This is a genomic window from Melaminivora jejuensis (assembly GCF_017811175.1).
GTDB classification, from domain to species: Bacteria; Pseudomonadota; Gammaproteobacteria; order Burkholderiales; family Burkholderiaceae_C; genus Melaminivora; species Melaminivora jejuensis.
The window spans coordinates 1,133,023-1,159,752 of record NZ_JACWIJ010000002.1; the positions used below are offsets into that span (position 1 = coordinate 1,133,023).

At 58.0% G+C, this 26,730-nt stretch carries 25 protein-coding genes and 1 pseudogene; 13 read left to right on the plus strand and 13 right to left on the minus strand.

The genetic code is table 11. The features are described from left to right. Position 1 precedes the first annotated feature (1 nt). A complete protein-coding gene (locus IDM45_RS05480; protein WP_209421962.1) occupies positions 2-676 on the plus strand; it encodes a hypothetical protein in 675 nt (224 codons plus the stop codon). Beyond that, the gene (locus tag IDM45_RS05485; RefSeq protein ID WP_209421963.1) at positions 677-1,453 is read left to right on the plus strand and encodes a sensor histidine kinase; all 777 of its coding nucleotides are present in this window, start codon (positions 677-679) and stop codon (positions 1,451-1,453) included. A 172-nt stretch (positions 1,454-1,625) separates the two neighbouring features. Here the strand turns inward: IDM45_RS05485 and IDM45_RS05490 are convergent, their stop codons facing one another. After that, entirely contained in the window at positions 1,626-2,123 is a 498-nt protein-coding gene (locus IDM45_RS05490) for a hypothetical protein (RefSeq protein WP_209424008.1), read from the minus strand. 97 nt (positions 2,124-2,220) lie between these two features. On the opposite strand from IDM45_RS05490, the gene IDM45_RS05495 reads away from it, so the two are divergent. Beyond that, complete coding sequence (locus IDM45_RS05495; protein WP_232654294.1) at positions 2,221-2,583, plus strand: restriction endonuclease; 363 nt, start codon at positions 2,221-2,223, stop codon at positions 2,581-2,583. Between the two features lie 182 nt (positions 2,584-2,765). On the opposite strand, the gene IDM45_RS05500 is transcribed toward IDM45_RS05495, so the two are convergent. The 3 genes from IDM45_RS05500 to IDM45_RS05510 form a co-directional block, all read right to left on the minus strand. Continuing rightward, on the minus strand, positions 2,766-4,991 hold the full coding sequence (locus IDM45_RS05500; protein WP_209421965.1) for a S8 family peptidase: 2,226 nt from the start codon (positions 4,989-4,991) through the stop codon (positions 2,766-2,768). Further along, a complete protein-coding gene (locus IDM45_RS05505) occupies positions 4,988-6,145 on the minus strand; it encodes an AAA family ATPase (RefSeq protein ID WP_209421966.1) in 1,158 nt (385 codons plus the stop codon). Before IDM45_RS05505 ends, IDM45_RS05500 begins: the two co-directional genes overlap by 4 nt. A gap of 124 nt (positions 6,146-6,269) precedes the next feature. Continuing rightward, entirely contained in the window at positions 6,270-6,767 is a 498-nt protein-coding gene (locus tag IDM45_RS05510; protein WP_209424009.1) for a hypothetical protein, read from the minus strand. Positions 6,768-6,864: 97 nt separating this feature from the next. Here IDM45_RS05510 and IDM45_RS05515 point away from each other — a divergent pair, with 97 nt between their 5' ends. Beyond that, on the plus strand, positions 6,865-7,557 hold the full coding sequence (locus IDM45_RS05515; protein ID WP_232654292.1) for a type ISP restriction/modification enzyme: 693 nt from the start codon (positions 6,865-6,867) through the stop codon (positions 7,555-7,557). Positions 7,558-7,711: 154 nt separating this feature from the next. Here the strand turns inward: IDM45_RS05515 and IDM45_RS05520 are convergent, their stop codons facing one another. Together IDM45_RS05520 and IDM45_RS05525 are read right to left on the minus strand one after the other, a co-directional pair. Next, positions 7,712-8,044 carry an H-NS histone family protein gene (locus IDM45_RS05520; protein WP_209421967.1) on the minus strand — a complete coding sequence of 111 codons (333 nt, stop codon included), beginning with the start codon at positions 8,042-8,044 and terminating at the stop codon, positions 7,712-7,714. Between the two features lie 496 nt (positions 8,045-8,540). Then, a pseudogene (locus IDM45_RS05525) lies at positions 8,541-9,413 on the minus strand (IS701 family transposase); the annotation flags it as partial. 91 nt (positions 9,414-9,504) lie between these two features. Here IDM45_RS05525 and IDM45_RS05530 point away from each other — a divergent pair. The 6 genes from IDM45_RS05530 to IDM45_RS05555 all read left to right on the plus strand — a co-directional run bounded on the left by IDM45_RS05530 (position 9,505) and on the right by IDM45_RS05555 (position 15,026). Continuing rightward, entirely contained in the window at positions 9,505-10,716 is a 1,212-nt protein-coding gene (locus IDM45_RS05530) for an ISL3 family transposase (protein ID WP_209421969.1), read from the plus strand. A 1,631-nt stretch (positions 10,717-12,347) separates the two neighbouring features. Continuing rightward, on the plus strand, positions 12,348-12,707 hold the full coding sequence (locus IDM45_RS05535) for a hypothetical protein (protein ID WP_209421970.1): 360 nt from the start codon (positions 12,348-12,350) through the stop codon (positions 12,705-12,707). 44 nt (positions 12,708-12,751) lie between these two features. Next, positions 12,752-12,895 carry a hypothetical protein gene (locus IDM45_RS05540; protein ID WP_209421971.1) on the plus strand — a complete coding sequence of 48 codons (144 nt, stop codon included), beginning with the start codon at positions 12,752-12,754 and terminating at the stop codon, positions 12,893-12,895. Then, positions 12,896-13,417 carry a ParM/StbA family protein gene (locus tag IDM45_RS05545; RefSeq protein ID WP_209421972.1) on the plus strand — a complete coding sequence of 174 codons (522 nt, stop codon included), beginning with the start codon at positions 12,896-12,898 and terminating at the stop codon, positions 13,415-13,417. Positions 13,418-13,426: 9 nt separating this feature from the next. After that, positions 13,427-14,383 carry an IS5 family transposase gene (locus IDM45_RS05550; protein WP_209421973.1) on the plus strand — a complete coding sequence of 319 codons (957 nt, stop codon included), beginning with the start codon at positions 13,427-13,429 and terminating at the stop codon, positions 14,381-14,383. Between the two features lie 178 nt (positions 14,384-14,561). Further along, positions 14,562-15,026 carry an acetate and sugar kinases/Hsc70/actin family protein gene (locus IDM45_RS05555; protein ID WP_209421974.1) on the plus strand — a complete coding sequence of 155 codons (465 nt, stop codon included), beginning with the start codon at positions 14,562-14,564 and terminating at the stop codon, positions 15,024-15,026. Between the two features lie 203 nt (positions 15,027-15,229). Here IDM45_RS05555 and IDM45_RS05560 read toward each other — a convergent pair whose 3' ends face one another. From IDM45_RS05560 to IDM45_RS05575, 4 genes are all read right to left on the minus strand, one after another. Beyond that, complete coding sequence (locus IDM45_RS05560; RefSeq protein WP_408631673.1) at positions 15,230-15,526, minus strand: AbrB/MazE/SpoVT family DNA-binding domain-containing protein; 297 nt, start codon at positions 15,524-15,526, stop codon at positions 15,230-15,232. Positions 15,527-15,560: 34 nt separating this feature from the next. Continuing rightward, a complete protein-coding gene (locus tag IDM45_RS05565; RefSeq protein ID WP_209421975.1) occupies positions 15,561-16,796 on the minus strand; it encodes a tyrosine-type recombinase/integrase in 1,236 nt (411 codons plus the stop codon). 234 nt (positions 16,797-17,030) lie between these two features. Next, positions 17,031-17,513, minus strand: coding sequence for a BRO-N domain-containing protein (locus IDM45_RS05570; protein ID WP_209421976.1), 483 nt, complete (start codon positions 17,511-17,513; stop codon positions 17,031-17,033). Between the two features lie 552 nt (positions 17,514-18,065). After that, positions 18,066-18,494, minus strand: a complete 429-nt coding sequence (locus IDM45_RS05575) for a KilA-N domain-containing protein (protein WP_209421977.1) — start codon at positions 18,492-18,494, stop codon at positions 18,066-18,068. Positions 18,495-18,675: 181 nt separating this feature from the next. Between IDM45_RS05575 and IDM45_RS05580 the strand changes: the two genes are divergently transcribed. The 3 genes from IDM45_RS05580 to IDM45_RS05590 all read left to right on the plus strand — a co-directional run bounded on the left by IDM45_RS05580 (position 18,676) and on the right by IDM45_RS05590 (position 21,586). Next, positions 18,676-19,260 (plus strand): recombinase family protein, encoded by a 585-nt coding sequence (locus tag IDM45_RS05580; protein WP_209421978.1) that lies wholly within the window; start codon positions 18,676-18,678, stop codon positions 19,258-19,260. A gap of 1,178 nt (positions 19,261-20,438) precedes the next feature. Continuing rightward, the gene (locus tag IDM45_RS05585) at positions 20,439-21,062 is read left to right on the plus strand and encodes a BRO-N domain-containing protein (RefSeq protein WP_209421979.1); all 624 of its coding nucleotides are present in this window, start codon (positions 20,439-20,441) and stop codon (positions 21,060-21,062) included. Positions 21,063-21,340: 278 nt separating this feature from the next. Beyond that, positions 21,341-21,586, plus strand: coding sequence for a hypothetical protein (locus IDM45_RS05590; protein ID WP_209421980.1), 246 nt, complete (start codon positions 21,341-21,343; stop codon positions 21,584-21,586). A 213-nt stretch (positions 21,587-21,799) separates the two neighbouring features. On the opposite strand, the gene IDM45_RS05595 is transcribed toward IDM45_RS05590, so the two are convergent. The 3 genes from IDM45_RS05595 to IDM45_RS17910 are packed head-to-tail and all read right to left on the minus strand — an operon-like array spanning position 21,800 to position 26,723. Continuing rightward, the gene (locus tag IDM45_RS05595; RefSeq protein ID WP_209421981.1) at positions 21,800-25,006 is read right to left on the minus strand and encodes a type I restriction endonuclease subunit R; all 3,207 of its coding nucleotides are present in this window, start codon (positions 25,004-25,006) and stop codon (positions 21,800-21,802) included. After that, the gene (locus tag IDM45_RS05600) at positions 25,003-26,208 is read right to left on the minus strand and encodes a restriction endonuclease subunit S (RefSeq protein ID WP_209421982.1); all 1,206 of its coding nucleotides are present in this window, start codon (positions 26,206-26,208) and stop codon (positions 25,003-25,005) included. Before IDM45_RS05600 ends, IDM45_RS05595 begins: the two co-directional genes overlap by 4 nt. Continuing rightward, entirely contained in the window at positions 26,205-26,723 is a 519-nt protein-coding gene (locus IDM45_RS17910; protein ID WP_325168948.1) for an N-6 DNA methylase, read from the minus strand. Before IDM45_RS17910 ends, IDM45_RS05600 begins: the two co-directional genes overlap by 4 nt. Positions 26,724-26,730: the final 7 nt, after the last annotated feature.

Genomic DNA, 26,730 nt, shown 5'->3' on the forward strand with positions numbered 1-26,730 from the left:
TATGTTCCATACCTTTGGAACCCCGGAGCCACTCAGATCAATCGGGCAGGAATCCATCGATATGGCTGAGGCCAAACGTCAGGTGGAGATTGCCGTCTTGGACGACAACCCGTTCGCACCCAAGGAGGCGCTGCTGCATCACAAATTTCGCATCACAGAGCTGGGGCCTGACATCAGGTCTCTGGATCAGGTTGCTACGTTTCCAATCATCGTGTGCGATGTGGCGGGTGTTGGGCGCGCTTTCGGCAGCAGCTTGGAGGGGGCGCACCTTGTCAACGAGATTCGCAAGGCCTATCCAGACAAGTTTCTCATCGGCTATACAGGGCAGACCCACAGCGTTGCCACCACTAATGCTCTGACCGCTGCTGACAGGCGCATGGCGAAGGACGAGAGCATTGAGGCTTGGATAAAAAATCTCGAGGCTGGCATGAGTGAGGTGATGAATCCTCGGAACCGATGGGTCCGGATGCGCAGGGCTTTGCTCGAGCGTGGCATCGAGCTCTTTGACGTCTTCAAGTTGGAGCAAGCATTCATCAAGGCGGTCAGGCAGGGCAAGCCGGACGTGCTGGCCAACGAAGCACGCAATCTTGGTATTGCGCAAGAGATTAAGGATTTGGTCATCAAATTCTCGGCGACGGCGGTCGCAGCCCTGATTGGCGCAAGTCTCGGTATCTGAATGCGTTACGACAAGCAGAACCGGCGGCTGGATCGCCTACAAGCCGAGATCGAGGACTTGAGGATGCAGAACACCCGCCTCGTAGCCGAAGCCCAGGGTATCCAGGCAATCCTGGACAGTACCCTCCACGAAGTGCGCAGGTTCAGCGCTCAACTGACCAAGTTTTCTGAGCGGCTCAGTAGGGAAACAGAAGGTCAGGCGCAACTTAACCAAACTGCGCTGTCAGTCTTCTATACGGCGGGCATGATCTCGTCGAGATTGGCTTACACCGACATTGAGCTCAACCCCCGCGCACTCGAAAGTCAAACAACAGTTCGGTCGGGAATCTACAAAAAATTTGACAAGGCCCGGCGAATCCTCGCAGAGGAGGCGCGCGATCACGGAGTGACGATTCGGCTTGAGGGCGAGTCAAGAATCGAGATTGATGCTCTGCCAGTTTTCGAACTGCTGCCGTTCGTTCTGCTTGAGAACGGAGTCAAGTACTCACCGAGAGGCCAGTCTGTGACTGTCAGTTTTGAAACCATCAGGGGGTGTCAGTTTGTCACCGTCACGTCCGTCGGCCCAGCTGTTGCAGATGCAGAGCTGCCGCACCTTTTCGAGAAGGGGTATCGCGGCGCGCAGACAGCAAGCTTGCCGGGTGAAGGGCTTGGGTTATTCTTGGCCAAGCAGGTCTGCAGGTTTCACGACGCTCAGATACGTGCTGAGATCGGACGCCAAAATCTGTATCAGATGGGCGGCACATCATACTCAGAGTTCCGAATCGTTCTACAGTTTTGATCTAAAGCAACATCCAGATCCAACAAGGTTGTAGCGGCTCGGCATTTTAGTTTGACTGGGTGCTACGTGCTGCGCACGCCGAGCCTGTAGCCCCGGCCATCCGAGAATGCTCCCTACCGCGCTCAAAGGGAAAATCCAGCCCACCCCTTCTGCGATCTGATTCGTGAGCAAACTACCTCACAGTTGCCGCCATCTCACTTATCCACACCTGCAACGCCCTCAGTTGCTCGGCGTTTTCGTGGCAGGACTGGTAGTTGCCTGCGACGGTTCCGGCGACGGCAGAGAGCGCAATGCCTGCGGCGGCCGCATCAGCATCTCCGGCGGGTTCGGGCAGTTCACCGGCGGCGGCAGCGTCGTGCAGGCGCACAAGGCCACGGTTGATAGTGCAAGCAGCATCGGCTTGAACGGGCACATAGACGGGAACCTCCTTGATGATGGTGTCACCCTTCTCACGGACGACGCGGACGCGGTCGACGTACTCGGTGACGACCTTGACGGTGGCCTCGGCCTGCCGCTTCTGGACGACGGCGGCCTGCAGGGTTTGTTGTTGGATGGCGGCATCCCACTGGGCTTGAACGTGGCCCGCGCCTTTCACCCAGCCGAAGCTGACCAGGGCAGCGGCGAGCAGGACGAGGGCCAGCCAGCGGTACGGCCAAGGAATCAGGCTTATGGCACGTCCCCAATGCACTAGTGGTACTCGGCCTGTCGCCGTGTGGCCAGCCCACCGCACAAACGCGCATTCGCTGGCAGCGAACATGGTCCCGAACATGCACTTGACCGACACGGGCCAGTGCTTCCCTATGTACTGGTATGAGGCCGTAGGAGAGCAGGCCGCGACTGCACAGTCCACGATGTTCGACACACAAAACCAACCCGATGCCGATGGCTGCGTGCGCCGCGACTCCGTCACCGACTGGGCCATTTCGTTCAAGGAAGGCGCGGTGAAGCACATCTACTTCGTAGCGGAAACCAAGGGGTCAATATCCTCGATGGATCTGCGCGAGATTGAGAAAACCAAGATCAAATGCGCCCGCAAGTTCTTCGATGAGATGAACCGCCGCTTCGCCCCGGAGAACGTCAAGTACGACGTGGTGGACAGCTTCGGGAAGTTGATGGAAGTGGTGAAGTAGTCATCACGGAAAAGCACAGCCAGGAGAGCGTGCAGCCGTTTGCAATCACGCTGTTCACCACGGCGGCAACCTTGAGGGAACTCGCCCCTCGATAAATAAAAATGATCGCCCTCAAGGTCGTGGCCGAGAATTCTCTTGGATGCTCGTCGACACCACTCTGAGCGGCTGGGGCTGAGGGGAAGTCACTGCACGCGAACCGGCAACGTCACCTTCGGCTGGATGGGCACCAGCGTCTTCGCGTAAGCGCGCAGAATCTCGTTGTAGAGGTCTGCATGCTTGGGCGCTTCAACCGTGATGATCAGCGCGTAGCGAATTTTCTCGGCGTTGGTCGTCGGCCCGCCAGCTTCTCGGGCGTTGTAGTGGATATCGAACACCGGGTTGTCGAGACTGCGACCCAGCATGGGTTTGTTGCCGTGCAAAACAGTCTCCCACTTGCCGAGGTCAGAGCGGCGCTCTTCCTCCGTGGCGTACTTCTTCATGCTGAAGAAGCCCGTTGCGGTGGCGCTGGTCTTGCCGTCCTTGACCTTCTTGTCGCTGGGGCGGAACACAACCTCCAGGCCAGCGCGCGTGTAGGCCACAGCATCTTGCGGGTCTGTCGGCGATGCATAGCAAAAGGTTGCCTTCAAACGAATCTTGCCTTGCAGGCCGCCTACAGGCAGGGGGAGCGTTGCGCGCAGGTACTTGCCCGGCTTCAACTCACCCTGATAGACCACTCGTGCCACGCCGGTCGGGCAGGCGATGACCTCCATCAGGTCTTCCGGAACCTTGCCCCAACCTACTTCGAGCTTGTCGTGGGTGGAAGAATCGGCGGCGTGAACGAGCAAGGCCTTGATGGCCAGCGGCGTCAAATCCGCGCCGAGAATCGCCCGAACACCGACGGCATTACGCAACAAGTATGGCGACGCAAAGCTGGTGCCCAACTGCGGGATCAGCGTCGGCTTCGCGCCAGCGCCCAGCACATGGAAGTACTTGGAGCTGGCGGCGTCTCCACCAAATGCCATGAGGTCAGGCTTCACAACGCCCGGACTGCGCCCAGGCCCAACGGCGCTATAGGCGGCACGCGACCACGTCGCATCCACGTTGTCGGCAGCGCCCACGGACAAGGCGTTGACGCAGTCCGAGGGCACCTGCACGCGGGCATTACCCACCGAGCGATCCATTTCGCCGTTGTTGCCAACGGCGACGGTCATCAAGGTATCACCGTCGCTGAGCAGGTCATCGATCACCGATGTCCACGCATGAACGTCGGTGTCCTCAATCGGTAGATCCGGCCCCAGGCTGAGATTGAGGAATTGGTATTGGCGCGAGAGCAGAACTTCTTCAACCAATCCCAGCGTGCGGTACAGCTCCAGTGGATCTTCCGATTCAGTCTCGCGATCCAGCACGCGCAGGTGGTCAACGTAGGAGTATGGGCGTGCCGCAGTACTGTTCGGTGTTATTGGGCCGAACAGGAAGGCCGAGGTCACGCCGAGGCCGTGCTCCAAGCCGCTCGGGTCATCCGCCGCGTTTTCATCCAGTGCTCGGTAGGTTCGCAACCACGGAGCGATGCTGTGCTGTTCGGGTAGACCGCCGTCGAGGATGGCCACCTTGGGCTCGGACGACAGGGGTTGCTCTGTCGGCAGGCTGCACGCTACCATCACGCCCGCAGAGCGTTGCACCGGACGCATGCCACGCAGTTGCGGCATGGGACGAATCACGCGCACAAGGGTGAACTCAGCCAAGCGCTTGATGTTGTGGTGCGTACCCTCGGCTGGAAGGAACCACAGGTTGCCCGCGCTGAACGCCAAGTCGGTATGGATCGTCACACCAACATCGGCTGCGTACTTGGCGAACGCGCGTTGCACGAACTGGTCGTTGTCACCGGGAAGCAGATGAATACCAACCTCGAAGAAGCGATCTTTTGCCTTGCCTAGCGAGACGATGCGATCCTTGGGCTCAAAGGCAGAAAACCGCTCGATATGCGACAGATCCTTGGCTTCATTCGACCCTTCGCCCAGTCGCCCGGCCCAGTCTTTCAACTGGCGGAAGGCTTGGCGCTGGCCCACCACGAAAAGCTCCGTGGTGGCCGATTCACGCGGCGGCCCCTTCCTTGACCAGCCTTCGGGCGTGAGTTTGACGACCCTGCTGCCGACCGAATAGAGGCTCGCGCTCCGCAGCATGGCTGTCGGGAAGAAGGAGCGCGCGATGTAACTCGGATTGAGCGTGAGACGAGCCACGCCCAAATCTCCCGGACAGGCTTTATCGGGCACGCTATCGAGGTTCGCCGCAACTTCGGCGAACTGCGGCATCAGTCGGCTCCTCGCTTGCTGCAACGTGTAGACCTCAGCCTTGTCCATGCCGCGTTTGGGGCCCTTGATCTCGTGGGTCAGCAACTCGCCGCGCCCGATCAGAAAGTTGGTCTGGCTCATGCCTCACGTCTCCGTTTCTTGGGAACCACGGTCGAACTGTCGGTGGTGTATTTGCGAATGGTGTCCCGGCTCACGCCGGTGATGTCCGAGATACTGTGCTGAGACAGGCGCGTCTGCTTTGCCAGCAACACTGCCATGTCGATGCGGCCTTGCCGATCCAGAGAGAGGGCGCGTGCCTTGATGAATTCTTCGATCAGGTCGGCATCCGGCGTTGTCCCCAACGCCACAGCACGACGAAAGCGCTGTATCTCGCGCTCGATGTCGCTAAAGGACTGTCCGCGAAACGCGAAAGCCAGAATCTCGATCCAGCGGCCGAACAAGGCAAAGTCCGGCCCCAAGAAGCGCTTGATGGCTTCTTTGACCGCCGCCGCCGCTGGCACCTTGAATTCCACAACCAGATCGAACCGTCGCCACAGCGCTGGATCGATCAACTCCGGGTGATTGGTGGCGGCCAGCAGCAATCCCGTTGCTGGCCACTCGTCGACCTCTTGCAAGATCACGGTCACCAGCCGCTTGAGTTCACCGATGTCCGTGTCATCGCTGCGGCGTTTGGCGATTGCATCGATCTCGTCCAGCAGCAGGACACAGGGACTACGTTTGGCGAAATCCAGCGCCGCGCGCAGGTTGCTGCCACTGCGTCCCAGCAGGCTGCTCATCACGGCAGTCAGATCGAGCACGTACAACGGCACGCCCAGTTGAGCCGCCAACCAGCGAGCCGTCAGCGTCTTGCCCACCCCGGGTTGACCAACAAAGATGGCAGAGCGGGTCGGGGTCAAACCAAGCGTGGCGAGACGCGCTGCCTGCTTGCGCTCCTGGATCAATTGCCCAAGGGACTCTTCCAGCTCGGCAGACAACAATGGAGCCTTACGATCCGGTGAGTCCTTGAAGACCTTCAGCAGCGACAGACGCGACTCGTCATCCACCGGCAGCACCTGCTCCGGCAGCGAAGGCGATGTCATTTTGCGCAGCGGTGCCCCTGCCCGATGCGGCTTGGCCCGAAGGAACAGATCCACCTGTTCGGCCAACTCCGGCTCAGTGCCTCGGTACTTCCTGACCAGCCTCGCAGCAAACAGGCGCACGTCCTCCGCCTGCTCAGCAAGCGCCAGTCGGACAACCTGGGCTAAATCAGCCTTCAAACCAGTCAACTCGCCCATAGCAATCTCAAGTTATTGATTCATATAGTGTTTTCATTTATTGAAAACGGACTATTTGTATTGTCTCATACTTCTGTGGTGCCTGTGAAGGAGATCGGCACGAGCACGCCACCTCAGGCGTTGGCTACTTGATGGCGGATGCCATCTCCCTGATCCACGTCTGCAACGCCCTCAACTGCTCGGCGTTCTCGTGGCAGGTCTGGTAGTTGGCAGCAACGGTTCCGGCGACGGCAGAGAGCGCAATGCCTGCGGCGGCCGCATCAGCATCTCCGGCGGGTTCGGGCAGTTCACCGGCGGCGGCAGCGTCGTGCAGGCGCACAAGGCCACGGTTGATAGTGCAAGCAGCATCGGCTTGAACGGGCACATAGACGGGAACCTCCTTGATGATGGTGTCACCCTTCTCACGGACGACGCGGACGCGGTCGACGTACTCGGTGACGACCTTGACGGTGGCCTCGGCCTGCCGCTTCTGGACGACGGCGGCCTGCAGGGTTTGTTGTTGGATGGCGGCATCCCACTGGGCTTGAACGTGGCCCGCGCCTTTCACCCAGCCGAAGCTGACCAGGGCAGCGGCGAGCAGGACGAGGGCCAGCCAGCGGTACGGCCAAGGAATCAGGCTTATGGCACGTCCCCAATGCACTAGTGGTACTCGGCCTGTCGCCGTGTGGCCAGCCCACCGCACAAACGCGCATTCGCTGGCAGCGAACATGGTCCCGAACATGCACTTGACCGACACGGGCCAGTGCTTCCCTATGTACTGGTATGAGGCAGTACAGCAAGGTGCTCCGGCCACGCAGGCAGCGATGTTCGACGCGCAAGACCAGCCTGCTGTCGATGGCTACGTGCGCCGCGACTCCATCACCAAGGAAGACATCTTCTGGTACGTGTACGGCATCTTGCACTCGCCCGAGTACAAGTCACGCTTTGCGACAGACCTCAAGAAGATGGTGCCCCGCATCCCCTACGCGAACGACTTCCGCGCGTTCAGCGACGCGGGGCGGTCGCTGGGCCACTGGCACCTGAACTACGAAACCATCGAACCCTATGCCTTGAATGAAGAATCCAAGCGGCTAGTGATGGAGCCAGGTGACTTGCGAGTGGACAAGATGAGCTTTGGCAAGAAAGATGGCAAGCCCGACAAGAGCGTCATCCTCTACAACGCGCACCTCACCCTGCGGGATATACCCTTGGAAGCCTATGACTACGTGGTCAACGGCAAATCCGCCATCGAGTGGGTGATGGAGCGCTACGCCGTATCCGTGGATAAGTCCAGCGGCATCAAAAACGACCCCAATCAGTGGTCAAGTGACCCCAGGTATATCCTCGATCTCGTGCGCCGCATCGTCAGGGTCAGTATAGAGACAGTAAAAATCGTCAAAAACCTTCCTGCCCTACTAGAACAACAGGCGTGATGCACGTCGGCGAGATGCCGCGATGGGAGACCGCGCACCCGCCCTGGAACTCAGTGATTCGCACCCTGAAAGCCTCCCCGACATTCAAAGCCCCAAACAAAAAACCCGTGTAGCATCAACACTACACGGGGTTTTCAGTCCGATTGCCGCAGCTTCAGGCCGCAATTAGGTATTCATCGCGGTTCTCGACACCAGCGATCCACCTCGGCGGCTTGCCACGCCCAGTCCACGTCTGGCCGGTCACCGGGTCACGGTACTTGGGTGCCACCGGACGCTTTTCCGAAGGCTCAGCAATGCCGCGAGCAGCGCCGCGCCCAAACACATCCGCCTCCGTCAGATCGTAGGTCTCGATAATTTCACGCACCTGACGCACCGCACTCTGGGTCGCCTCTCGGCGCATCACCGCCAGCTTCTCGTCAAGCGCCTTGCGCTCTTCCAACAGCTCCCTGTATGTTTTTACAGGTTCCTGGTTTTCGATAGTATCCATGGCAAACCCCATCATCGTTGAAAAAATAGACCCCAGTGGTGGATTCCACCTCGGCAGAGTCGAACAATGATCGAAGTCTAACAGCGGTTTTTAGAAAAAATCAATACATGGCAAGAAAAAAATCTCCCAGCCTCAAAAAATTGCCCTCAAAGATCTACCGTATCAGGCGATGGCTCTACGTGCTGGTTCCCATCTCCACCGGCGTGCAGCTCTCCAGTTGCGCCCTGCCCTTGCCCGATTCGCTCTCTCAGCTCCCCAGCGTCTCACAGATCAAGAATCAGGGCCAGCGCCTGTGGCAGCACGCAAGCCGCCTGTTCCCAACAGCCACGGCCAAGACTTCTGCCAGCCCTCTCGCGTCTTCAAGCCCAAGCACACAAAAACTTGCTCAAACATCATTCAAAGACTGCAAACAATTCTTTCCAGGGCCGCTGCCGCCAATGGTTCCCAGCCTGCCCGCAACCCGAGAATTGTGCTTCTCTTCTTTCGCCATTAGGACTTACGCAGCCGCCATAGGGACGGATGGACAACGCAGCTCTTGGCGTAGATAGTTGGATAGCATCTCTTTTTTGAGCTGGTATATGCTTTTTCCTGCTTTTCTAGCAATAGCGGTCAAACGAATCCAGACCAAGACAGCGCAGGCAATGTGATTTCTTTGAATTCTGGATTTTCTCGCCTGACATTTCTCAACACCTGTCAACTGCTTCAACTCTCGATGAAATTGCTCAATCTTCCAACGCAAGGCACACACATTTTGCGCCCCTCGCGTAGTATCTTGCGCCAAGTCGTTGGTCACGACCCAATCCGTGCGGCTGGAAGAAACCACTACCCGGAATAATTTCACCTTGTAGTCTTTGGGAAATTCTTTGATCTTGATCGTCTTGCCAAAACCTTCCTCAAAATCGTTCCACTGCAGAGCATCAACACGGCGATAACGCAGGGTTGCCCCGCTGTCATCGACTTGGCGGTTGGACTTGATGGGGCAGTAAAAGAGCTTGCCCAGGGAGTCGATGAGCAGCATCAGCTCCTTGGTAGCGTACCAGCTGTCCATCAACACTCTGTCGAAGGGCAACTCTTTGGATGCAACAGCAGCCACCAGCATCTCCCGCACATGATCGAGCTTGCTCTTGCCGTCACCGTCAGGATCATAGATCCTGTAATCCACAATCCAATATTGATGTGTTTCTGGGTTGATATAAAGGCAATTGACCATGCCGATGCCTTTGATCAGCCCGTGGGCGTTGCCACTGTATTGCCATCTGACCATGTCGATCCGATGCGAGTGCCCCTTGTCCAAAATTGAATCATCAAAAACAAGGCAGCCACGAGGGGATCGGAAAATATCCCCTTGAACATGTTCCCATACAATTTTTCCGGCTCCTCGTCGATTCGTGTGGATCCCAACACCCACAATTGGCCCCTGGGGCAACACTGAGTAGATCAGAAGAAAGATGCAAACCGACATGAGCGCAGGAGCAGGGATCGAGGCGTTGTTCACCACGGCACTGGGCCTGCAGCCGCCCTGGGAGGTGGTGCAGGTGCAGCTTGAGACGGCCCGCCGGCGCATCGACTTTGAAGTGCGCTGCAGCGCCAAGCGCCTGGCTTGCCCGCACTGCGGCCTGGCCGAGCAAGGCATCCACGACCGGCTGCGCCGCTGCTGGCGCCACCTGGACTTCTTTCAATACGAAGCCTGGCTGCACGCCGACGTGCCGCGCGTGGCCTGCTCGGGCTGCGGCAAGACGGCGCAGGCGCCTGTTGCCTGGGCCCGGGAGGGATCGGGTTTTACGGCCTTGTTTGAAGCGCTGGCGCTGTCGCTGTGCGCGCAGATGCCGGTGCGCCAGGCGGCTGAGCTGCTGCGCTGCTCGGACAAACAGCTGTGGCTGCGCATCGAGCACTACGTCGGGTGCGCTCGCCACGGCGACGACATGAGCGGCGTGCGCCGCATCGGCATCGATGAGACCAGCCTGCGCAAGGGGCACAACTACATCACCGTGGTGCATGACCTGGAGGCCAAGCGGCTGCTGTTTGCCACCGAAGGGCGCGACCATGAAACGGTGCACGCCTTCGTGCAGGACTTGCAGGCGCACCAGGGCGATCCCGCCAAGATCGAGCATATCTGCCAGGACATGAGCGGCGCCTACCTCAAGGGGGTGAGCCAGGCGCTGCCCCAGGCGGCCATCAGCTACGACCGCTTTCACGTGGTGGCCCTGGCCGGCCAGGCCATGGACGAGGTGCGCACCAGCGAGTGGCGCAGCCACCCCAAGGCGGTCACGGAGGTCTTTGGTGACAAGGACAGCGAAACCCGCAAGGGCTTGATGTGGGGCATGCGCAAGAACCCGCAGGGCTGGACGGCCAGGCAAGCCGCCGCCATGCACTGGCTGCAGCGCTCGCATCTTCAGTCTGCCCGTGCCTGGCGCATGAAGGTGCGTCTGGCCAAGACCATCACCGAACACTTCGATGGCGTCGTGCGGGGGATGCTGGACAACCGCTCCAACGCCTATGTGGAGGCCATGAACGGGCTGCTGCAGCAGGTCAAGCGGGCGGCCCGGGGCTTTCGCACAGCCAAGAACTTCATCGCGATTGCGCATCTGCGCATGGGCCGGCTCAAGAATTTGCCGCAAAGCCCATTCAAGATGGCTGAGCCTGGCAATGACACGGGCTACCGCCATGTGTAGTGCCTGTCAGATTCCACACGAATCGACGAGGAGCCAAACACCCGCGTACCAGGCCGCCAAACCCACCATTACCAAGTGCAGCCGCCAGTAGCGCCGCCGCCAGTAACCAGTGGCAATCAGCCAAGCGCCCAGCGCAAATCGTCCAGACGCAACAAACCCGGAGCGCCCTCAACGCCCCTCCTCGCCAGCAGTCTCGCCCGCCAGCCCTGCGCCAACTTCACCCCGTTGGATAGGGAGGGGATTTGCACCCCCGACACCCCACTTGAAGAAACCTAACCGCTACGTACAGCCCGTGTCACGACTGTACGCCCGCACCCTTACGGTAATGCGACCTCCATAACCCGTAGCTCCGAAGAACCCAGACGCCTGGAAAAGCACCCTAGACCGGGCCAGCCGCTATTTCGAGAGCCAACAGACCCCCGTGGTTGCGAGACCACCGCCGTGAACCCAACCTACGCGCTACTCCCCGCCCCAGTCGGCAGGCCCTCACGCGCACTGGACGCCTATCCAGCAGGTTCCCTTATCACGCTAGCTACAGAGCGCCCCAGAGAGCCAGCAAAGCGCCAGCAACCCCTACACACCCATCACCCCCATCGAGCCTACTGCGGCCCACCATCGCTCCCTTCATCGTTGCCTACCCACAGCCGCCAGCAGCACACCAGCAGCCACCCATCGCAGCGCAGTTCCACAGCTCCCCACCAGCAGCTCCCCAGCAGTCCTCAGCACGCTTTCCCTCGCGCCAAAAACCCCAGAAAACCACCCAGCAAGCAGCCGCAACACACACGCAGCGCCACGCCCAAAACAGTACACACGCCGCCCCGGACAACACCAAAGTTGCTCAAATTTTCAGCAGTTCAGTGCCGAAATCGTTCAATAAACACGTTCTGTGCCCGCCTCTGTGTTGAACGAAGCGCGTAAGTGCTTGTCACCATTGAGGAATTCGACCGAGATATGACACTCTGTGTTGGTCTGTTGTGAATTCCAAAAAAGCGCACTACCCCTATAGGGCAGTGGGCGCAACAAAAAAAACGGGTCAGCCGAAGCTGCCGTTTCTTTCGCCCATTGCGGGTCAAGAGTTGCCAGACATTTCCGCAAAAGCGGTGTTGGAAAGTGGTGCATGGCTCTAGCAAACCATGCGTGGGGGCCAGCGTAGCACGGCCTGGGCTGATCGTGCAGTGCAAATGAGAGCGCAAACGCAGCGCCTTTCAAATTTGACTCAAAGCCTTCTTGCTTGAGACTGAAGGCTGACCCGCGCCACTTTTGGACAAATTCCGCCAATTTCGGACAGGACTGTCCAGATTTGGACAAATTCCGCCACTTTTGGACAGGACTGTCCACTTTTGGACAAATTTCGCCAATTTTGGACAGGATTGTCCAAATTTGGACAGCGAACAGCAAGACGCAAACAATGAGCAAGCCAGCGAAGAACACTCCCGCCCTACCCCATCCGTGCGCCTGCGGCTGTACTTTCACCGGGCCGAGTGGTCTCTCAGGGAGCTTTTCTCGCTGCTGGCGGCCATGCCTACCGAGAGTGAAAGAGCGGGGGCTATCCGCCATGTTTTGACATTTGGGTGCAGGCTGCCTTCACCTGCCCAACCAGTGGCCCCTCCCCAGAGGTCTCAGCCCTGTCCGTGCGCATCACCTTGAGCGCGAGAGATCCCTGGCTGCTGTCGCTGCTCCAGGAGATCACCCAAATCAACACCCCGGCAGAGAGAAGCACCTTCGTCAAGCAGCGATTATCCAAAATATATTCCTTGGAAAATAACTCGCTGGCCTTTAAGCAAATAGAAAATACAACGGGAAAAATTCAACCTATTCAAGACGCCGCACTGGAACAACCTCAACATCAAGGGGTGCAATCTCAGCAGCAGGAGATGGCACCACAACCCTTTACCGCATCCTTGGCCCCATCTGAGCCGCCAGTAACCATCAAAACACCGGCCAATCAAAGCACCACTGCCGATCTGACAGAAATGCCCCACCCACGTTGAAGGAGAGCCTAGACACGCACCCACCCAAGGAATCCCCACCCAAAATGTCCAGCAGCTCCCAGCATCCAACCGAATTGGTTCCCGATGCAGGACAAGCTCGGGACGAAATAACAATCGTCACCAAAAAAAGCGCTTCTTTCAGGGAAAAAATGCGCATGTCGGCCAATATGCTCAAGCAGCAAAATTGATTGGAACCCAAGATGGAAACAAAAGTAATCGCAATCGACGTTGGATACGGCAACACCAAGGCCGTCTGGAAAAACGGCATAGACAAGCTCGGGCGTGAGCGCTGGGGGGAAATCTGCTTTCGTTCAGTTGCACCCTTGGCCCTGGTGGATGAAAAATCCTCTGGCATGAGCCACAGTCACAACAAGGTTCTGCTCTCGATCAACGACCGCAACTATTACGCCGGGCCGGGTGCATCGCTGGGCATCGAATCGCGGGCGCTCGACCCCAATTACATCGAATCCGACGAACATGAGGCTTTGCTTCGGGCCAGTTTGCACTTTGCCATGCGCGACATGAACTGTGTGTTTGAAGAAATCGACATGCTGGTCGTGGGCTTGCCCGTTTTGGGATTCAATGCCCGCAGCAAACGCCTGGAGCAAATCGCCTCTCAGCCTCGCACCATTCCCGTTCCAGGCGCGCTTCAGGAAAAAGGACACCCTGAAAGGGCTTTGTTGCACAAATCGCCACGACGACGCCCGTAGACTGACGGCGTGACAGATGCGAAGAAGAGGCAGCGGAGCAAGTACCGCACGACGAACTGGAAGGCGTACAACGCGGCGCTGAAGGCGCGAGGCTCGTTGACGATGTGGCTCGATGAGAGCATGCAGTGGCGTGGCACGCCGACCGGCAAGCGTGGGCGCAGCCCGACCTTCTCGGACACAGCGATCCAGTTCTGCCTGAGCATCAAGTGCCTGTTCGGCCAGCCCTTGCGCCAGGCGCTGGGCATGGTGCAAAGCCTGCTGCAGTTGGCCAAGCTGGACTGGCCGGTACCGGACTTCAGCACGGTCTGCCGACGCCAGAAGACCTTGCAGGTCGAACTGAGCTACCAGCCGAGAAAGTCGCCGTCGCCGTTGCAGTTGCTGGTGGACAGCACTGGCATCAAGTTCCTGGGTGAAGGCGAGTGGAAACGCAAGAAGCATGGCGCCGAGTACCGGCGCGAATGGCGCAAAGTCCATCTCGGCATCGACGCGCAAACGCTGGAAATACGCGCCATCGAGGTGACCAGCAATGCCATCGGCGATGCACCGATGCTGCCAGAGTTGCTGGCCCAGATCCCCGCCGACGAACCCATCGAGAGCGTCTGTGCGGATGGCGCCTACGACACGCGAGGCTGCCTGGACGCCATTGCCGAGCGGCAAGCGATGGCGGTGATACCGCCGCGCAAGAACGCCAGCCATTGGAAGAAGTCGAGCCCGGGCTCGGCGCACCGCAACGAGGCTATTGGCGCGTGCCAGCGCTTGGGCCGCAGTATCTGGAAGAAGTGGAGCGGCTACCACCGGCGCAGCCTTGTGGAGACGAAGATGCACTGCTTCAAGCGACTGGGCGAACGGGTGACCGCGCGCACGTTCGACCGCCAGGTTGTGGAGTTGCATGTCCGCGTGGCCTTGCTCAATCGCTTCAGCCAGATCGGCCGTCCCCAAACCGTGCCGGTGGCTGCCGTGGCATAGGTCCGTCCGGGGTTGGGGTCATACCGTCTGCAACTCGATTTGTGCAACAAAGCCCCCTGAAAGCATCACCGTCACCGCAAAACAAGTCAAGGTACTGCCTCAGCCCTACGGAGCACTGCGTTATGCAGCCCAGCATTTGCCCGAGGACGATGAGATGTTTGCCGACCGAGCACTGTCCATGGTGATCGACCCTGGTTATCGCACCTTCGATTGGTTTGTTGCCAACTCCATGATGCCAGAACTCAAACTCAGCGGCTCATTCGACGGGGGTGTATCCAGCATCTTACGGCAGGTGAGCCATCAGATCGGCCATGACCACGGCACGGGCAGCCTGGAGTTCGACCAGGTGGAAGAAGGACTCACACGGGGCCGCATCAACCTGGGGTATCAGGTGATCGATACCGGCCCTTATCAAAGCACTGTTCTGGACGCGGCCCGTAAAGAAGTCCTGGCTTTCCTGAGCCGTATTGACGCCAACAAATCCCGCTTGAGTCGTGTTTTTCTTGCCGGAGGTGGAGCGCACTACTACCGCCAAGCCTTGCAAGAAAGGCTGCCCGGCTACGATATCCAGCTCCTGAGCAACAGCGTCATGAGCAATGCGCGCGGTTACTGGCTCAGTGGCTGCGATGACTTTCAAGATTGAGGCCAGGCATCAATCCTTTGATGCCAGCGTGCGTCACAGGCACGCGCAACGGCGCAGCAAAACCCTTGGAAGTCATCGGGGTGATGATCACAGTCCTCAAGTGGTCGTACAGCTCAGCGGGCGACGCCACGACGAGGGGCACGACCTCCTGATTTCGCTACCTATGGTCGGCTCGAGGTTCACGAGCCAGATTTCACCGTGCCTTACCACGCCAGCTCCACATCCCCCTCGTTGCCGAACTCGCCCATGACCAGCCCGTCATCGCCCTCGGCGGCGAGCCTTCGGGCGGCTTGTGCCCAGCCTTGGCGCGGTGGCTTGGCAGGTTTGCGCAAGATGATGGCCCCGCCTTCGACGGTCATCTCGGCATCGGTCGCATCCTCCAGACCCACTTGCGCCAATACAGTCTTTGGCAGGACAACGCCCCGGCTGTTGCCGATGGGGCGGATAGTGACGTGAATGGCCTGCATAGTGCCCACAACGTTATTACCGACACCTTCCACCGTCAAATCCTCGTAGCAACATGGTTGCAACTGCTCAGGCAGATCGGCTCAGGGGGACGACGCCTGCCGGCACCACCACATGGTCACAATGCCGCGCCCAATCGGCCATCAGGACGCGGCGCTTTTCAAACAGGCTCCCACGCTGATAGGCGGCCTCGGCCTTGTCCTTCAACTGGTGCGCCAGCGCATGCTCTATGACCTCGCGCGGGTGGTTGGTGGCCTCACCGCTCCAGTCCCTGAAGCTGGATCTGAAGCCATGCACGGTCAAATCCTGCCGGCCCATGCGCTTGAGTAGTGCCAAGCCGGCCATGTTGGACAAGGGCTTTTGGAGCTTGACTCCAGGGAATACATAGTCCCCTTTGCCATACACATCAGCCTGCATTTGCAGCACGTTCACGGCGGCATCTGACAGCGGTATGACGTGCTCTTTGCCCGCCTTCATGCGAGCAGCTGGAATCGTCCAGGTGCGCTGCGTCAGGTCGATCTCGCGCCACTCGGCGTTGAAGACTTCGGACGTACGGCAAGCGGTCAGGATGACCAGTTCGACGGCTCGCGCGGCAGCACCTTGTTGGCTGCGCAGCTCGCGCATGAAGGCTCCCATCTCGCGCCAAGGCAGGGCAGCATGGTGTTCTGTCTTTTGTACCTTCGAGCGTGCCGGCAGCAGCTTGTCCAGGTGTCCACGCCAGCGGGCCGGGTTGTCCCCTTGGCGGTAGCCGTGCACCGTCGCCCAATCGAGGATGCTCTCAATCCTGCCGCGCAGGCGTGCAGCGGTCTCGGCTTTGGTGCGCCAGATCGGTTCCAGCACGCGCATGACGTGCGTGGTCTCGACCTCGGCAATGAGCAGCCCACCAATGATGGGATAGGCATAGGTCTCCAGGGTCGCCGTCCACTGGGCAGCGTGTTTTGCACTCTTCCAGCCGGCCTCGTGCGCCTTGATGTAGTCGTCAGCACATGACGCAAAGGTGCGGCTGTTGCTGAGCTCCAAGCGGGCCTGTCGCTGCACCTCGCGCCTTTGCTCAATCGGGTCTATGCCATCGGCCAGCAGCTTGCGTGCCGCCTGGGCACGCTCGCGCGCCTCTTGCAAGGTGAATGCGATGACACTGCCCAGACCCATCTCGCGCGCCCTGCCGGCGATGGTGTAGCGCAGCACCCATGACTTGCTGCCACCACGCGCCACTTGCAGCCACAGGTTGCCGCCATCGGCGTAGTAACCTGGCACCTTTGCCGTTTTGACTTGCAGCGCGCTCAAACGATTGATTGCCCTTGCCATTTTTACCCACATTTCTACCCACGTTACATGGAACGATTGTATGGGATACTCTCGGATTCTTCAGGATCAAACTTAAACCTAAGTCATTGTTTTACATTGCTTTTTTAGCTTATTTCGAACTACCCTAGACTGCTAAGTGACGGACGCCCTCTCCGCCAAAATAGATGAACCCTTGTAAGTCATTGATTTGCAAGGGTTTTTTCTTTTTCAGGTTTGGTGACTTACCACACGCAGTTACCACACGCCCAGGTGGTTGATCACCCCCAGAGGCTCCCACGATTTTTTACCGCAAACTTTCGAGGTCTCACCCCTAAGCAATACTGTGCCGAGTTCCCCCGTGCCGGGGGTGTAGTGTGGCTGTGCTTGCACTCCCTGAATAAAGGAAGTCTTCGCTCTCGGTGACCACGGCGAGGGTGTCCCCTTCATATACCCAGCGCCAGCAGGTAGGCGGTGGAACGCCTTGGCTTCTGGCTTGTAGCTGCGCATGATCAGCTTGTAGAGGCCGGACTCGGAGACGGTCGTTAGACGCTGGCACCCACCAGGGGTGTTAAAAGTTTGAATACCCTTCTCAGCTTCATCCAGCGGGCGCACAGCGTTGGCAGTGTTGTTCAACCCAAGAACACGGCAAGCATCAACCGCAGCGAACCAGGGCTGGCCGTTGATGGTGATGACTCGGATGTTGTTGGTGTTGAAGTTGAAGGTGGACACGTTGTTCATGGTGTTCTCCTGTGGAGGTGGTGGTGGTGGATGCAAAGCTCTCGGATGTTCTTGGGATGGGACTCGCTTGTGTGGAGTCACTCCACAGTAGCCCAGTGCCCTACCATCCACATGGCAGCCCCTCGGGCAGGGTCTCGGTGGTCTTCTGCTCGTTGAACCACTGACGAAGGTGTGTGGGGTGTGAGACCGTCACACACCTCATCCCCTGTGGGAAAGCTGGTGTCATCGCCGCCGACACCTCGGCCAACCACATGGCAGCACTTCGGGCAGGGACTCGGTGGTCTTCTGCTCTCGTGCCCACTGACAAAGGCGGTGAGGGTGAGTGGCATCTACTGGACAGCCGCTGTCTAGTGGAGGATCGTCCGACTCCACGCAGACAGGGTGTAATTTGAGAGGGCGCTCATCACATCTGGTGAGCGGGTCGGTAGTAAACAGGACAAATCTGTCCCTTTTACAGGGCTGGCCCAACCGTATGGCAGCACTTCGGGCAGGGTCTCGGTGGTCTTCTGCTCGTTGAACGCCTTTCTGATCCACGTCGGGTGGGTCACCTCGTTATCGGAGGCTCCGACAACGGCCCAGTGTTCCGCGAACCACATCCTGATGCGGGTCGGGTGTGACTCCGAGGTGTCCAACGGTTGGACACCAGCCTGTGCAAACCACATGGCAGCACTTCGGGCAGGGACTCGGTGGTGTGACAGCCTGTCCTACCTCGGCCAACCACATGGTGTAGGCATAGGCCAGTTCCATGCAGACGTAGGTTCCACCGTAGCGACCAGCGTTCGAGATCACAGGTTGGTAACTCTGCGAATCCGCAGAATTAGAAAGTTCAACCATTAGTTCGGCGGTCTCTTCACGACGCAGAAAGAAGGCTGGTTGATGGTTCGGCTCACCACCCGCTGCCTTGTGCAGATCGTTCAGGCAGTAGCGGCCTGCGCTGTCAGTTTTGATGGTGGTGTTGTCGAGGGTGATGGTGTTGTTCACGGTGTTCTCCTGTGGCCGGAGGACACACCCACAGGCTCTACTCCTGTGGATCAAAAGGTACTCCCTGTGAGCCACCCAAAATCAACCTCTGCCGCTTGGATCATTGCTGTTGATTTTTAATGAGCCACCGCCTATGATGTGAGCCATACATTGTGAGCCATCCTGGCAGGAGCCATTCCCCATGTCCTCAGTCATCGCCTACGTCCGAGTCAGCACCGACGACCAAACCAACGAGAACCAGCGCAGGGCCATAGAGAGCCGCTACAAGGTCTCCAGATGGTTCGAGGAGGAAGGAGTATCGGGCAGCATCCCGGCCTCTCAGCGCCCTGCTATGAGCGCCTTGCTGTCCTACGTGCGTGAGGGTGACACGGTGGTGGTGGTTGCCATCGACCGCCTTGGCCGTAACACCATCGACGTTCTTAGCACGGTGGAAGCACTCCAGGCTAAGAAGGTCTCCGTGGTCTCGATGCGAGAAGGCTTCGACCTCGCCACCCCTGCCGGGAAACTGATGCTCACCATGCTGGCAGCAGTCGCTGAACTGGAGCGGGAGAACATCAAGGCACGGCAGATGGCTGGGATCGAGAGAGCCAGGGCCGAGGGGAAGAACCTAGGCCGCGAGAAGGTGATCAACGATGAAGAGGTGCGCCAATGGCGACAGGCCAACAGCGCCAGCATCAAGGCCACAGCAGAACACTTCGGCATCTCTACGGCCTCGGTCAAAAGGGCGTTTCAGGGAGGCGCAGGAAGGGCCTTGGCGGCCTCATAGAGGCCTCGTGGAGGGAGAGTGAAGGCAAGAGTCAGGAAGCGCCATCAAGGGCAGTAGCAAGGCCCTCTGCCCCTGCAAAACCCATAGCTTCATATGCAAAAACGCATATGAAATCGACGTTTAATGAAATGCCCGCAGTCCTGGAGGAGATGCAAGTCTCCCCGGAGGAACTCAAGGGAGCGGCTCAGGTGAAAACCGACGACTTCTGCCTCCGTACCAACGATGTTAAGTACCGTGGACAGGACTGCTCTGGATCGCTGGTCATTCACCCTTCCCTGGGTGGACGACCCACCGGAGTAAGCTGAACATCCACCAAGACGGTTCAGGAAGTGATGCACCCTGGATGAGGTCGGTACCCTTGATCACCACCCCCAAAGGTGGAGGACTTGGCTCATCGGTGGATGCGGAGGAATCTAAGGGAAGCAGCTAGGTGAATACTTAGTTGTCTCCCTTGATGAAATCATCCTTGATAGAACCATAGTGATCTGCACTCATGGGACTACTTCAGTTGATCTTCGGTGAACTTCCAGACACCACACCAGTGGTCACGGAAGTCCAGACTGAAGGTATGGCTGAAGGGATGCTGGTGATGTGATCCATCCTGGTCAATACCATCAAGAATCACCAAGAACCATGATCACCATGGTCAGTCGCTTCCATCAGCGGCTGTTCCTGGCGGAGAGATCAACGGAGGATTTTCTCCGTTTGAAGACTCAGGGATTAACGCGGAAATTTCCGCGTAAGTCTTCCACGGCATCAGACCCACTGCTGATCGAGGCCCCCACACTGACTACACCCTCTCCCGTGACGTTGCCTCCCACTTGGCGATGCAGGCCATCTTGGTTACTGACCAAGATCGAGACCTTGCGTCAGAAAAGCTGAAGTCATCTTCCGGTGAACTTCCAGTAGCCACACCAGTGGTCACGGAAGACAGGACTGAATTGGCTCTTCAACCTGCTCCCGATAGCACCTCCAACATGGTCATTCACTGACCCATCCATCCCCTTGATTCAGGGGGATGACGCGGCCATCCACGGCCAATTTCCAACCAAGAACCTTCTTTGGCTGGAGCCCTCCCGCCTTGCCGCAATGCGGTATAGGTTTCATGTGTGTCCTGTCTTGGGCCGCATTGTGGGTGGACTCGGCTGGAGGGTTTCAACCAAAGAAAGACACACACCATGAACAAGACACAAACAGGGCAACCCGCAAGGCACTCGTGCCGAGCACTCGCAAATGCCGCTGTATTCGTCCACACCACGTTTGAGCACGAGGCATTCGGGACAATCCGAATGATCCACCACCGTGAGGAGCCGTGGTTTGTTGCTACGGATGTCTGCAAAGCCCTCGGCTACAAGAACACCACGGTCGCTGTCGATACGCACGTAGAGCCAGAATGCAAGGCTAAGTTTTCCTTAGGCTTGGCTGGCAGTGCCCCCGTGGTCATCAATGAGGAGGGTCTGTATTCCTTGATTCTTGGAAGCCGCCGACCTGAAGCCAAGGCATTCAAGCGGTGGGTCTTGGGCACTGTGCTTCCCTCGATCCGTCAGCACGGCGGGTACTCAAAAGGCCAGGAGGATTTGTCTCCGACCCTAGTGGCGACTCTTCACAAGACCATCAAGGAAAACGCCCTGCCTGCACTGCGCTACTACGACAAGCTCACTGAACACGATCACTGGAAGTCCCCGGCCAGATGCCGAGCGAGTGCCGAATGGGCAATCCAAGAGACTGCCCTGAAATTCGACCTCCCTGTTTCTCTGGTGGAGAAGCTCACCATGCAGGGTGTTTCCGTCATTGAGGCATGAAACAGGCCAAGAGCCTCTCAGGAGGGCCTTCAAGCCCTTCAAAGACTTACCCCTCAACCAGCCCCTCAACACCACTTGCTGGCCCTGTAAAGCGGAAGGCACCACAGGCTTCAGGTGTGCTGATTGATGTTGCCAACATGATCCAGGCAAAGCCCCCAGGACGGGAGACTGTCAGCAAGAACAGCAAGGCATGGCACAAGCTCATCGAGCGTTGGAACAGGACTGATGCGGGGCACTTGAGGGGCTACCTTCACCGTGCTGGGATACGGATTGCCAACATGCAAGAACCCACCACGTACCCCAGGCTCCATCAAGTGCTGCGGCGTGTGGGGGTCTCGGGTGCTGACATCACCAAGAGCGTTGGCCTTGTCTCGGAAGGCTTCAAGACGACAGTTCCCAATCTGCCCTTATGGGCTGCTTTTGCCCTGGTGCTGGAGAGCCTCAGCGAGGCCACAGGACGCTTCCGTCCACAAGGCAATCGTGTCGCAAAGCCTTCGGGCTGCGCCCTTGAGCACTTGCGTTGATCCACGATCTCAAGACAACCCCTTCTCATGGCCTCACCGCTTTGAGGAGGGGTTTTTTTGGTGCAAATGAGAAAAATTATCATTTGATCCATGCTATCTGTGGGCCTTAACCCCCCAGCACCGCACCAGTCCAACAGCAGTCCAACCACAGCCCCTGAAGTTCGCAAAGCCCTCGGGCTGCGCCCTCGCTGAAGCTCACACACCACAGCCACTTCAGTGCAACCCGGCACCCATCCCCTGGTACACGCTCTGACCAGCCCCTGAGTAGTTCTCGTAGATGTGGGCGTAGGTCTTGGATCGCTTCTCTTTCTTCAACTCGATGGTGTACGCCTTGGGCAGTTGGATGAAGAAGTCCCTGATGGTGCGCTCCACATCGGCCTTGGTTTGGGTCTTGAGCTTCCAGTCCAGCACCAGCTTCTCGGCCTTGAGCTTCGCCAGCAACTCCTTGGCGACCTTCTTCACCTCGTCCTTTTCCTTCTCGGATAGGGCAGGTTCGGGCTGAGTCAACAAGTCGAAGATCGCCAGTTCTTCCTCGGTCAGGTTTTCCCGGTGTGCCCGCTGCTCCTCCTCAGTCAGGTTCTGGGCAAAGCTCATCAGCTCCTTGAAGAACCCTTCCAGGTTGTGGCTGGATGCGTTGTAGGACTCGATCAGCTTCTGGAACTTCTCCAGGAAGTCGATCCGGCCCTTGTTCTCCCTGACCATCTTGTCCAGCTTCTTCTCGATCTGGCCCTTGAGCTTCTCGGTCTCGGTGGCCTTCTTGCCTTCCTCGAACTTCTTCTGCAAGGCAGCGAAGTCGATCTGGGACAGGTCGATCAAAGCCTCTGCCTGTGGGCGTTCACCAATGCGGTAGCCCTCCGTGGCAATCGAATCATCCAGCAGAGCATCCAGGTCGCTCATGACCCCTGAGATGTCTGGTGGTGGCCTCAGGGCCTTGATCATGGCCCCCAGGTACGACACCAGCACCGAGGTGGGAGCATGGGCGTTGGCCTCTGGGTCAGGCAGGATGGCCTTGAAGGTACGGGCAACCTGACCAGACAGCAGCAGGTACGCCTTGGTCTTGTCTTCCCCCGCCTCTAGGATCACGTCCATCGCCTTCTGAAGGGCCTCCAGGCGCTTGGCTGGTGGTGTAGCTACGATCCCATTCAGGTCGATTCCAAGGCCCGTACAGAACGCCTGAGCCTCTTTCAGCAGCCCCTCCAGTTGCTCCACCAGGGCAGCCTTCTCTTTGATGGGCAGTTGCCCCGGCTGGTTGGGTTTGGCATAGATGCGCAGGGCATCCTGAAGGTTGCGGAAGATGCCCACGTAATCGACGATCAGCCCTGCTGTCTTGCCTGCTGCCACCCGGTTAGCACGGGCGATGGTCTGCATCAGGGTGTGGTTGCGCATGGGCTTGTCGAGGTACAAGGTCGAGCAAGTGGGCACATCAAACCCAGTGATCCACATGGCACAGACGAAGACCAGCCGCAGTGGGCCATCAGGGTCTTTGAACTGATCGTCCAGGTTCTCACTGACCATGCGCTGTCGGTGTGGAACGATGTCCAGGCCCTTGGCCTTCAGGTCTTCAATCTCGTTCTGAGACTGCGACACCACCACGGCCATGTCGGTGGTTTCCATCACCTTGATCTTGTCGATCAGGGTCTCTCTAGCATCGCCCGTGGCGGTCTTCAGTTGCCCCTTCAGTTCGGCCAGATGCTGCTTCCAGTGGGCCTGCACCTTGTCGTACATCTTCACCGCCGTGGCTTTGTCGATGCAGACCATCATGGCCTTGCCCCGATAGCCCCGCCCGAGGAAGTGCTTGACCAAATCAGCAGCCACCGTCTCCAGCCGGTCATCGCGGGTGATCAGGTGGTACTCCCTGGCGAACTCCCGCTCCAGTTTCTTCTCCTGTTCCTCGTCGAGTTCTGCCTCTTCCAGCAGTTGCTCAATGTCCTGGTTCAGGTTCTCGTTGGTGATCTGGAGTTCGGGTGTGCGGTTCTCGTAGTACAGCGGCACCGTGGCCCCATCCTCGATGGATCGTGCAAAGTCATAGACCGAGACGTACTCACCGAAGACCTCGCGGGTACGCTCCTCCTCACCAGCAATCAGCGGGGTGCCCGTGAAGCCCAGGAAGGCTGCATGGGGCAGGGCGTTACGCATATTCAGAGCGAACACGTCGTACTGGCTGCGGTGTGCCTCGTCGGTGATGACGATGATGTCGTCCCGATCAGAAATCTTGGGGTACGCCTCGCCCTTCTCGGTGCGGAACTTCTGGATCAGGCTGAAGACATAGCGGTGGTCTTCGCGCAGCAACTGCTTGAGGTTCTCTGCACTGGTGGCCTGCACCTCTGCCCCGGTGATGGCCCCGGTGGCAGTGAAGGTCTTGTAAATCTGGTCATCAAGTTCGGATCGGTCAGTGACCATCACGAACGTCCACTTGCCAGGGAGCTTGCGTAGCACCTTCTGGGTGAAGAACACCATCGACAGACTCTTGCCGCTGCCTTGTGTGTGCCAGAACACACCAAGGCGTTTGGCTGCCTCTCGGTCACCCGACTCACGCAGCTTAATCATCTGCTCGATAGCCTTATTCACACCGAGGTACTGGTGGTTCTTGGCAACCTTCTTGATCAGGCCACCCCGTGCAGTCTCAAAAACGGTGAAGTTCTCCACCACATCAAGCAACCGGCGCTTGTCGCACAGGCCCCGCAAGGCTGTCTCCAGCGAGGTCGATCCTGCCTCGGTCTCATCGTCAATGCGCCGCCACTCGAAGAAGTGTTCCCAGGGGCTGGTGAGCGTTCCCACACGGGTCTGGGAGCCATTGGAGAGGATGATGAATGCGTTGGGGTGGAACAGTTGCGGGACGCTCTGGCCCTTGTAGTCCTTCAGGTTGTCGTCGTAGGCCGACTTCAGGGGAACGTGGGGCGCCTTCAGTTCGATGAAGACCAGCGGGATGCCATTGACGAAGCCCACGAGGTCACAGCGGCGCTTGTACATCTCCCCTGAGACCCACATCTGCTGGGTGAGGAAGAAGTCGTTGTTGTCTGGGTTCTTCCAGTCCACCACCGATAGCTCCACCGTCTGCGGGTTGCCATCGTCGTCCGTGATCTCCACCTTCACCCGGTCACGCAGCAGCTTGTAGAACGCTTGATTGGCATTGACCGGAATCTGCTTGGAGCGGTCTTCTGTGAGCTGATTGATGGCCTGTTCGTAGGCTGTGGCTGGGTGGCCAGGGTTGATGCGTTCCAGGGCCTTCTTGAGGCGTGGCACCAGGATGACCTCTGCAGAGGATTTGCGTCCCTCCGTGCCGTCAACCCCGAAGGTCTCGTTGTAGAGGTTGGCCGTTTCCCACCCCAAGGAAGCAAGGCAGTCGATGGCTGGTAACTCGACGAGTGCGAGTTCCCCGTAACCGGCAGTCACGTCTTTGGTGGTGAGAACGGCATTCATGCTGCGATGGCCTCCCCAGGTTCAGGCAGGTTGGACACGTCGAGTTCACCGGAGATCAGCTTGGGGAGCAGTAGGTCTCGGGTGGTGCGGAGGTTGGCGTTCTGGAATTGAAGATTCCATGCGAGATTAAACAATGGCAACACTGCCTCGTTGTATTTTTCGAGAAAGGTGTCGCCAGGAGTCAGCATTTTTGCATTATCCAATCCCTCAATTGTTATTTGTGGCTGTGCCGCACCACCAATAACATCATTTAGCCCCCTGTATTTCAATGCTTGGAACAACCAAAGCATCCCGTTGGGGTTTTGGGGATTGATGGTAAATGAGTTATTCGTCACAAAACATCTTGGCAGTGTGATCTGAGGAACTCCAACACTCCCTCGGCAGCCAACAATCAGGGTTCTATTTTCACAAGTGTACTCATTGAATCGACCGATAATTTTTGCAGCCCCATAAACAGGGTAATCACCATTCTCGACAAGATATTTAGTGGGAAGACCCTTCCCGTACTTAACGGTGGCAATAGTAGTAATTGGCTTGAAGCTCCACCCCTCCGGTATCAACCCCAGTTCCGACTCCACCATCTTCACCTGTTCATGCCCTGGAAAACGGAAGTGGACAAACCACTCCTCGTAAATCCTCCGGGCCATTTCCTCAAGGATGGCGATACGGCGGGTATTGTTCTCGATCAGGTCGTCGTAGGCGGACAGGATGAAGGCTATGCGGCGCTGCTCTTCAAGCGGTGGAGCATGGATACTGATATCTGCCAACTCAGAACTGCGAATTCCCTTCTGAGCTGCACCCGTAATAATCGCTTCTATACGCGACCGCCCAATAGGACTTCGAAAGTAGTAGTAGTAAAAACGCGGTAGAGTACGTGAAGTGTCAAGACGAACGCGGATAATAGATGATTCAAATACTGTCGGCTCGGAAAGGTTTTCAACGATGACACACTTCCCTGCACCAGCCTCGATCAAACTTCTACGAGCAAACAAAAGGTCTCCATTGGAGACACCGAACCTCGCCAACTCTATATTGGTAACCTGAAGGCGCTTCATTTGTTGACATCCAACAAATGGATATGCAAAAAGTTCGCCCATGTTGATTATCTTTGCGCCATCGCCATGGAACTCTTTCGCCTTATAAAGGCCGTTGCGTGACGGCTCTAGGAAAAGCGAGCCAAACCGCATCTCGGGCCAACTCATGATCGATCCTCAAGAAAGGACGCTAGGTTCATCTGAATACGTTCTTCGAGTTCCTTTGCTTCAAAATTCATCAGCGTCAACTCTTCAGCGAGAACTTCCAGTCGTTCCAAAAAATCAAAGTCATCAGACCCACGATCAGCCACCCCCACATAGCGCCCAGGGTTCAGGCTCCACCCCTGCGCCTCAATCTGCGCCAGCGTCGCAACCTTGCACACTCCTGGCACATCCTGATAGCGCCCCTCCGGGAAGTGCTGCTGGATCAACTCCTGGCTACCTGCCTCAGTCTCAACGGCTTCAATGCGCCACAGCCGCACGATGTTTGCCAGGAACTCGATCTGCTCAGGCAGAAAGTCACGGTGCGCACGGCTCACCTGCCGGTAGAAGCTCCGCGCATCAATGAACAGCACTTGGTCTTTGCGCCAGCCCTTGGCTTTGGCCTTGTCAAAGAACCACAAGGTGCAGGGCAGCGTGACGGTGTAGAAGAAGTTGGAACCCACCGAGACGATCACATCCACACCACCT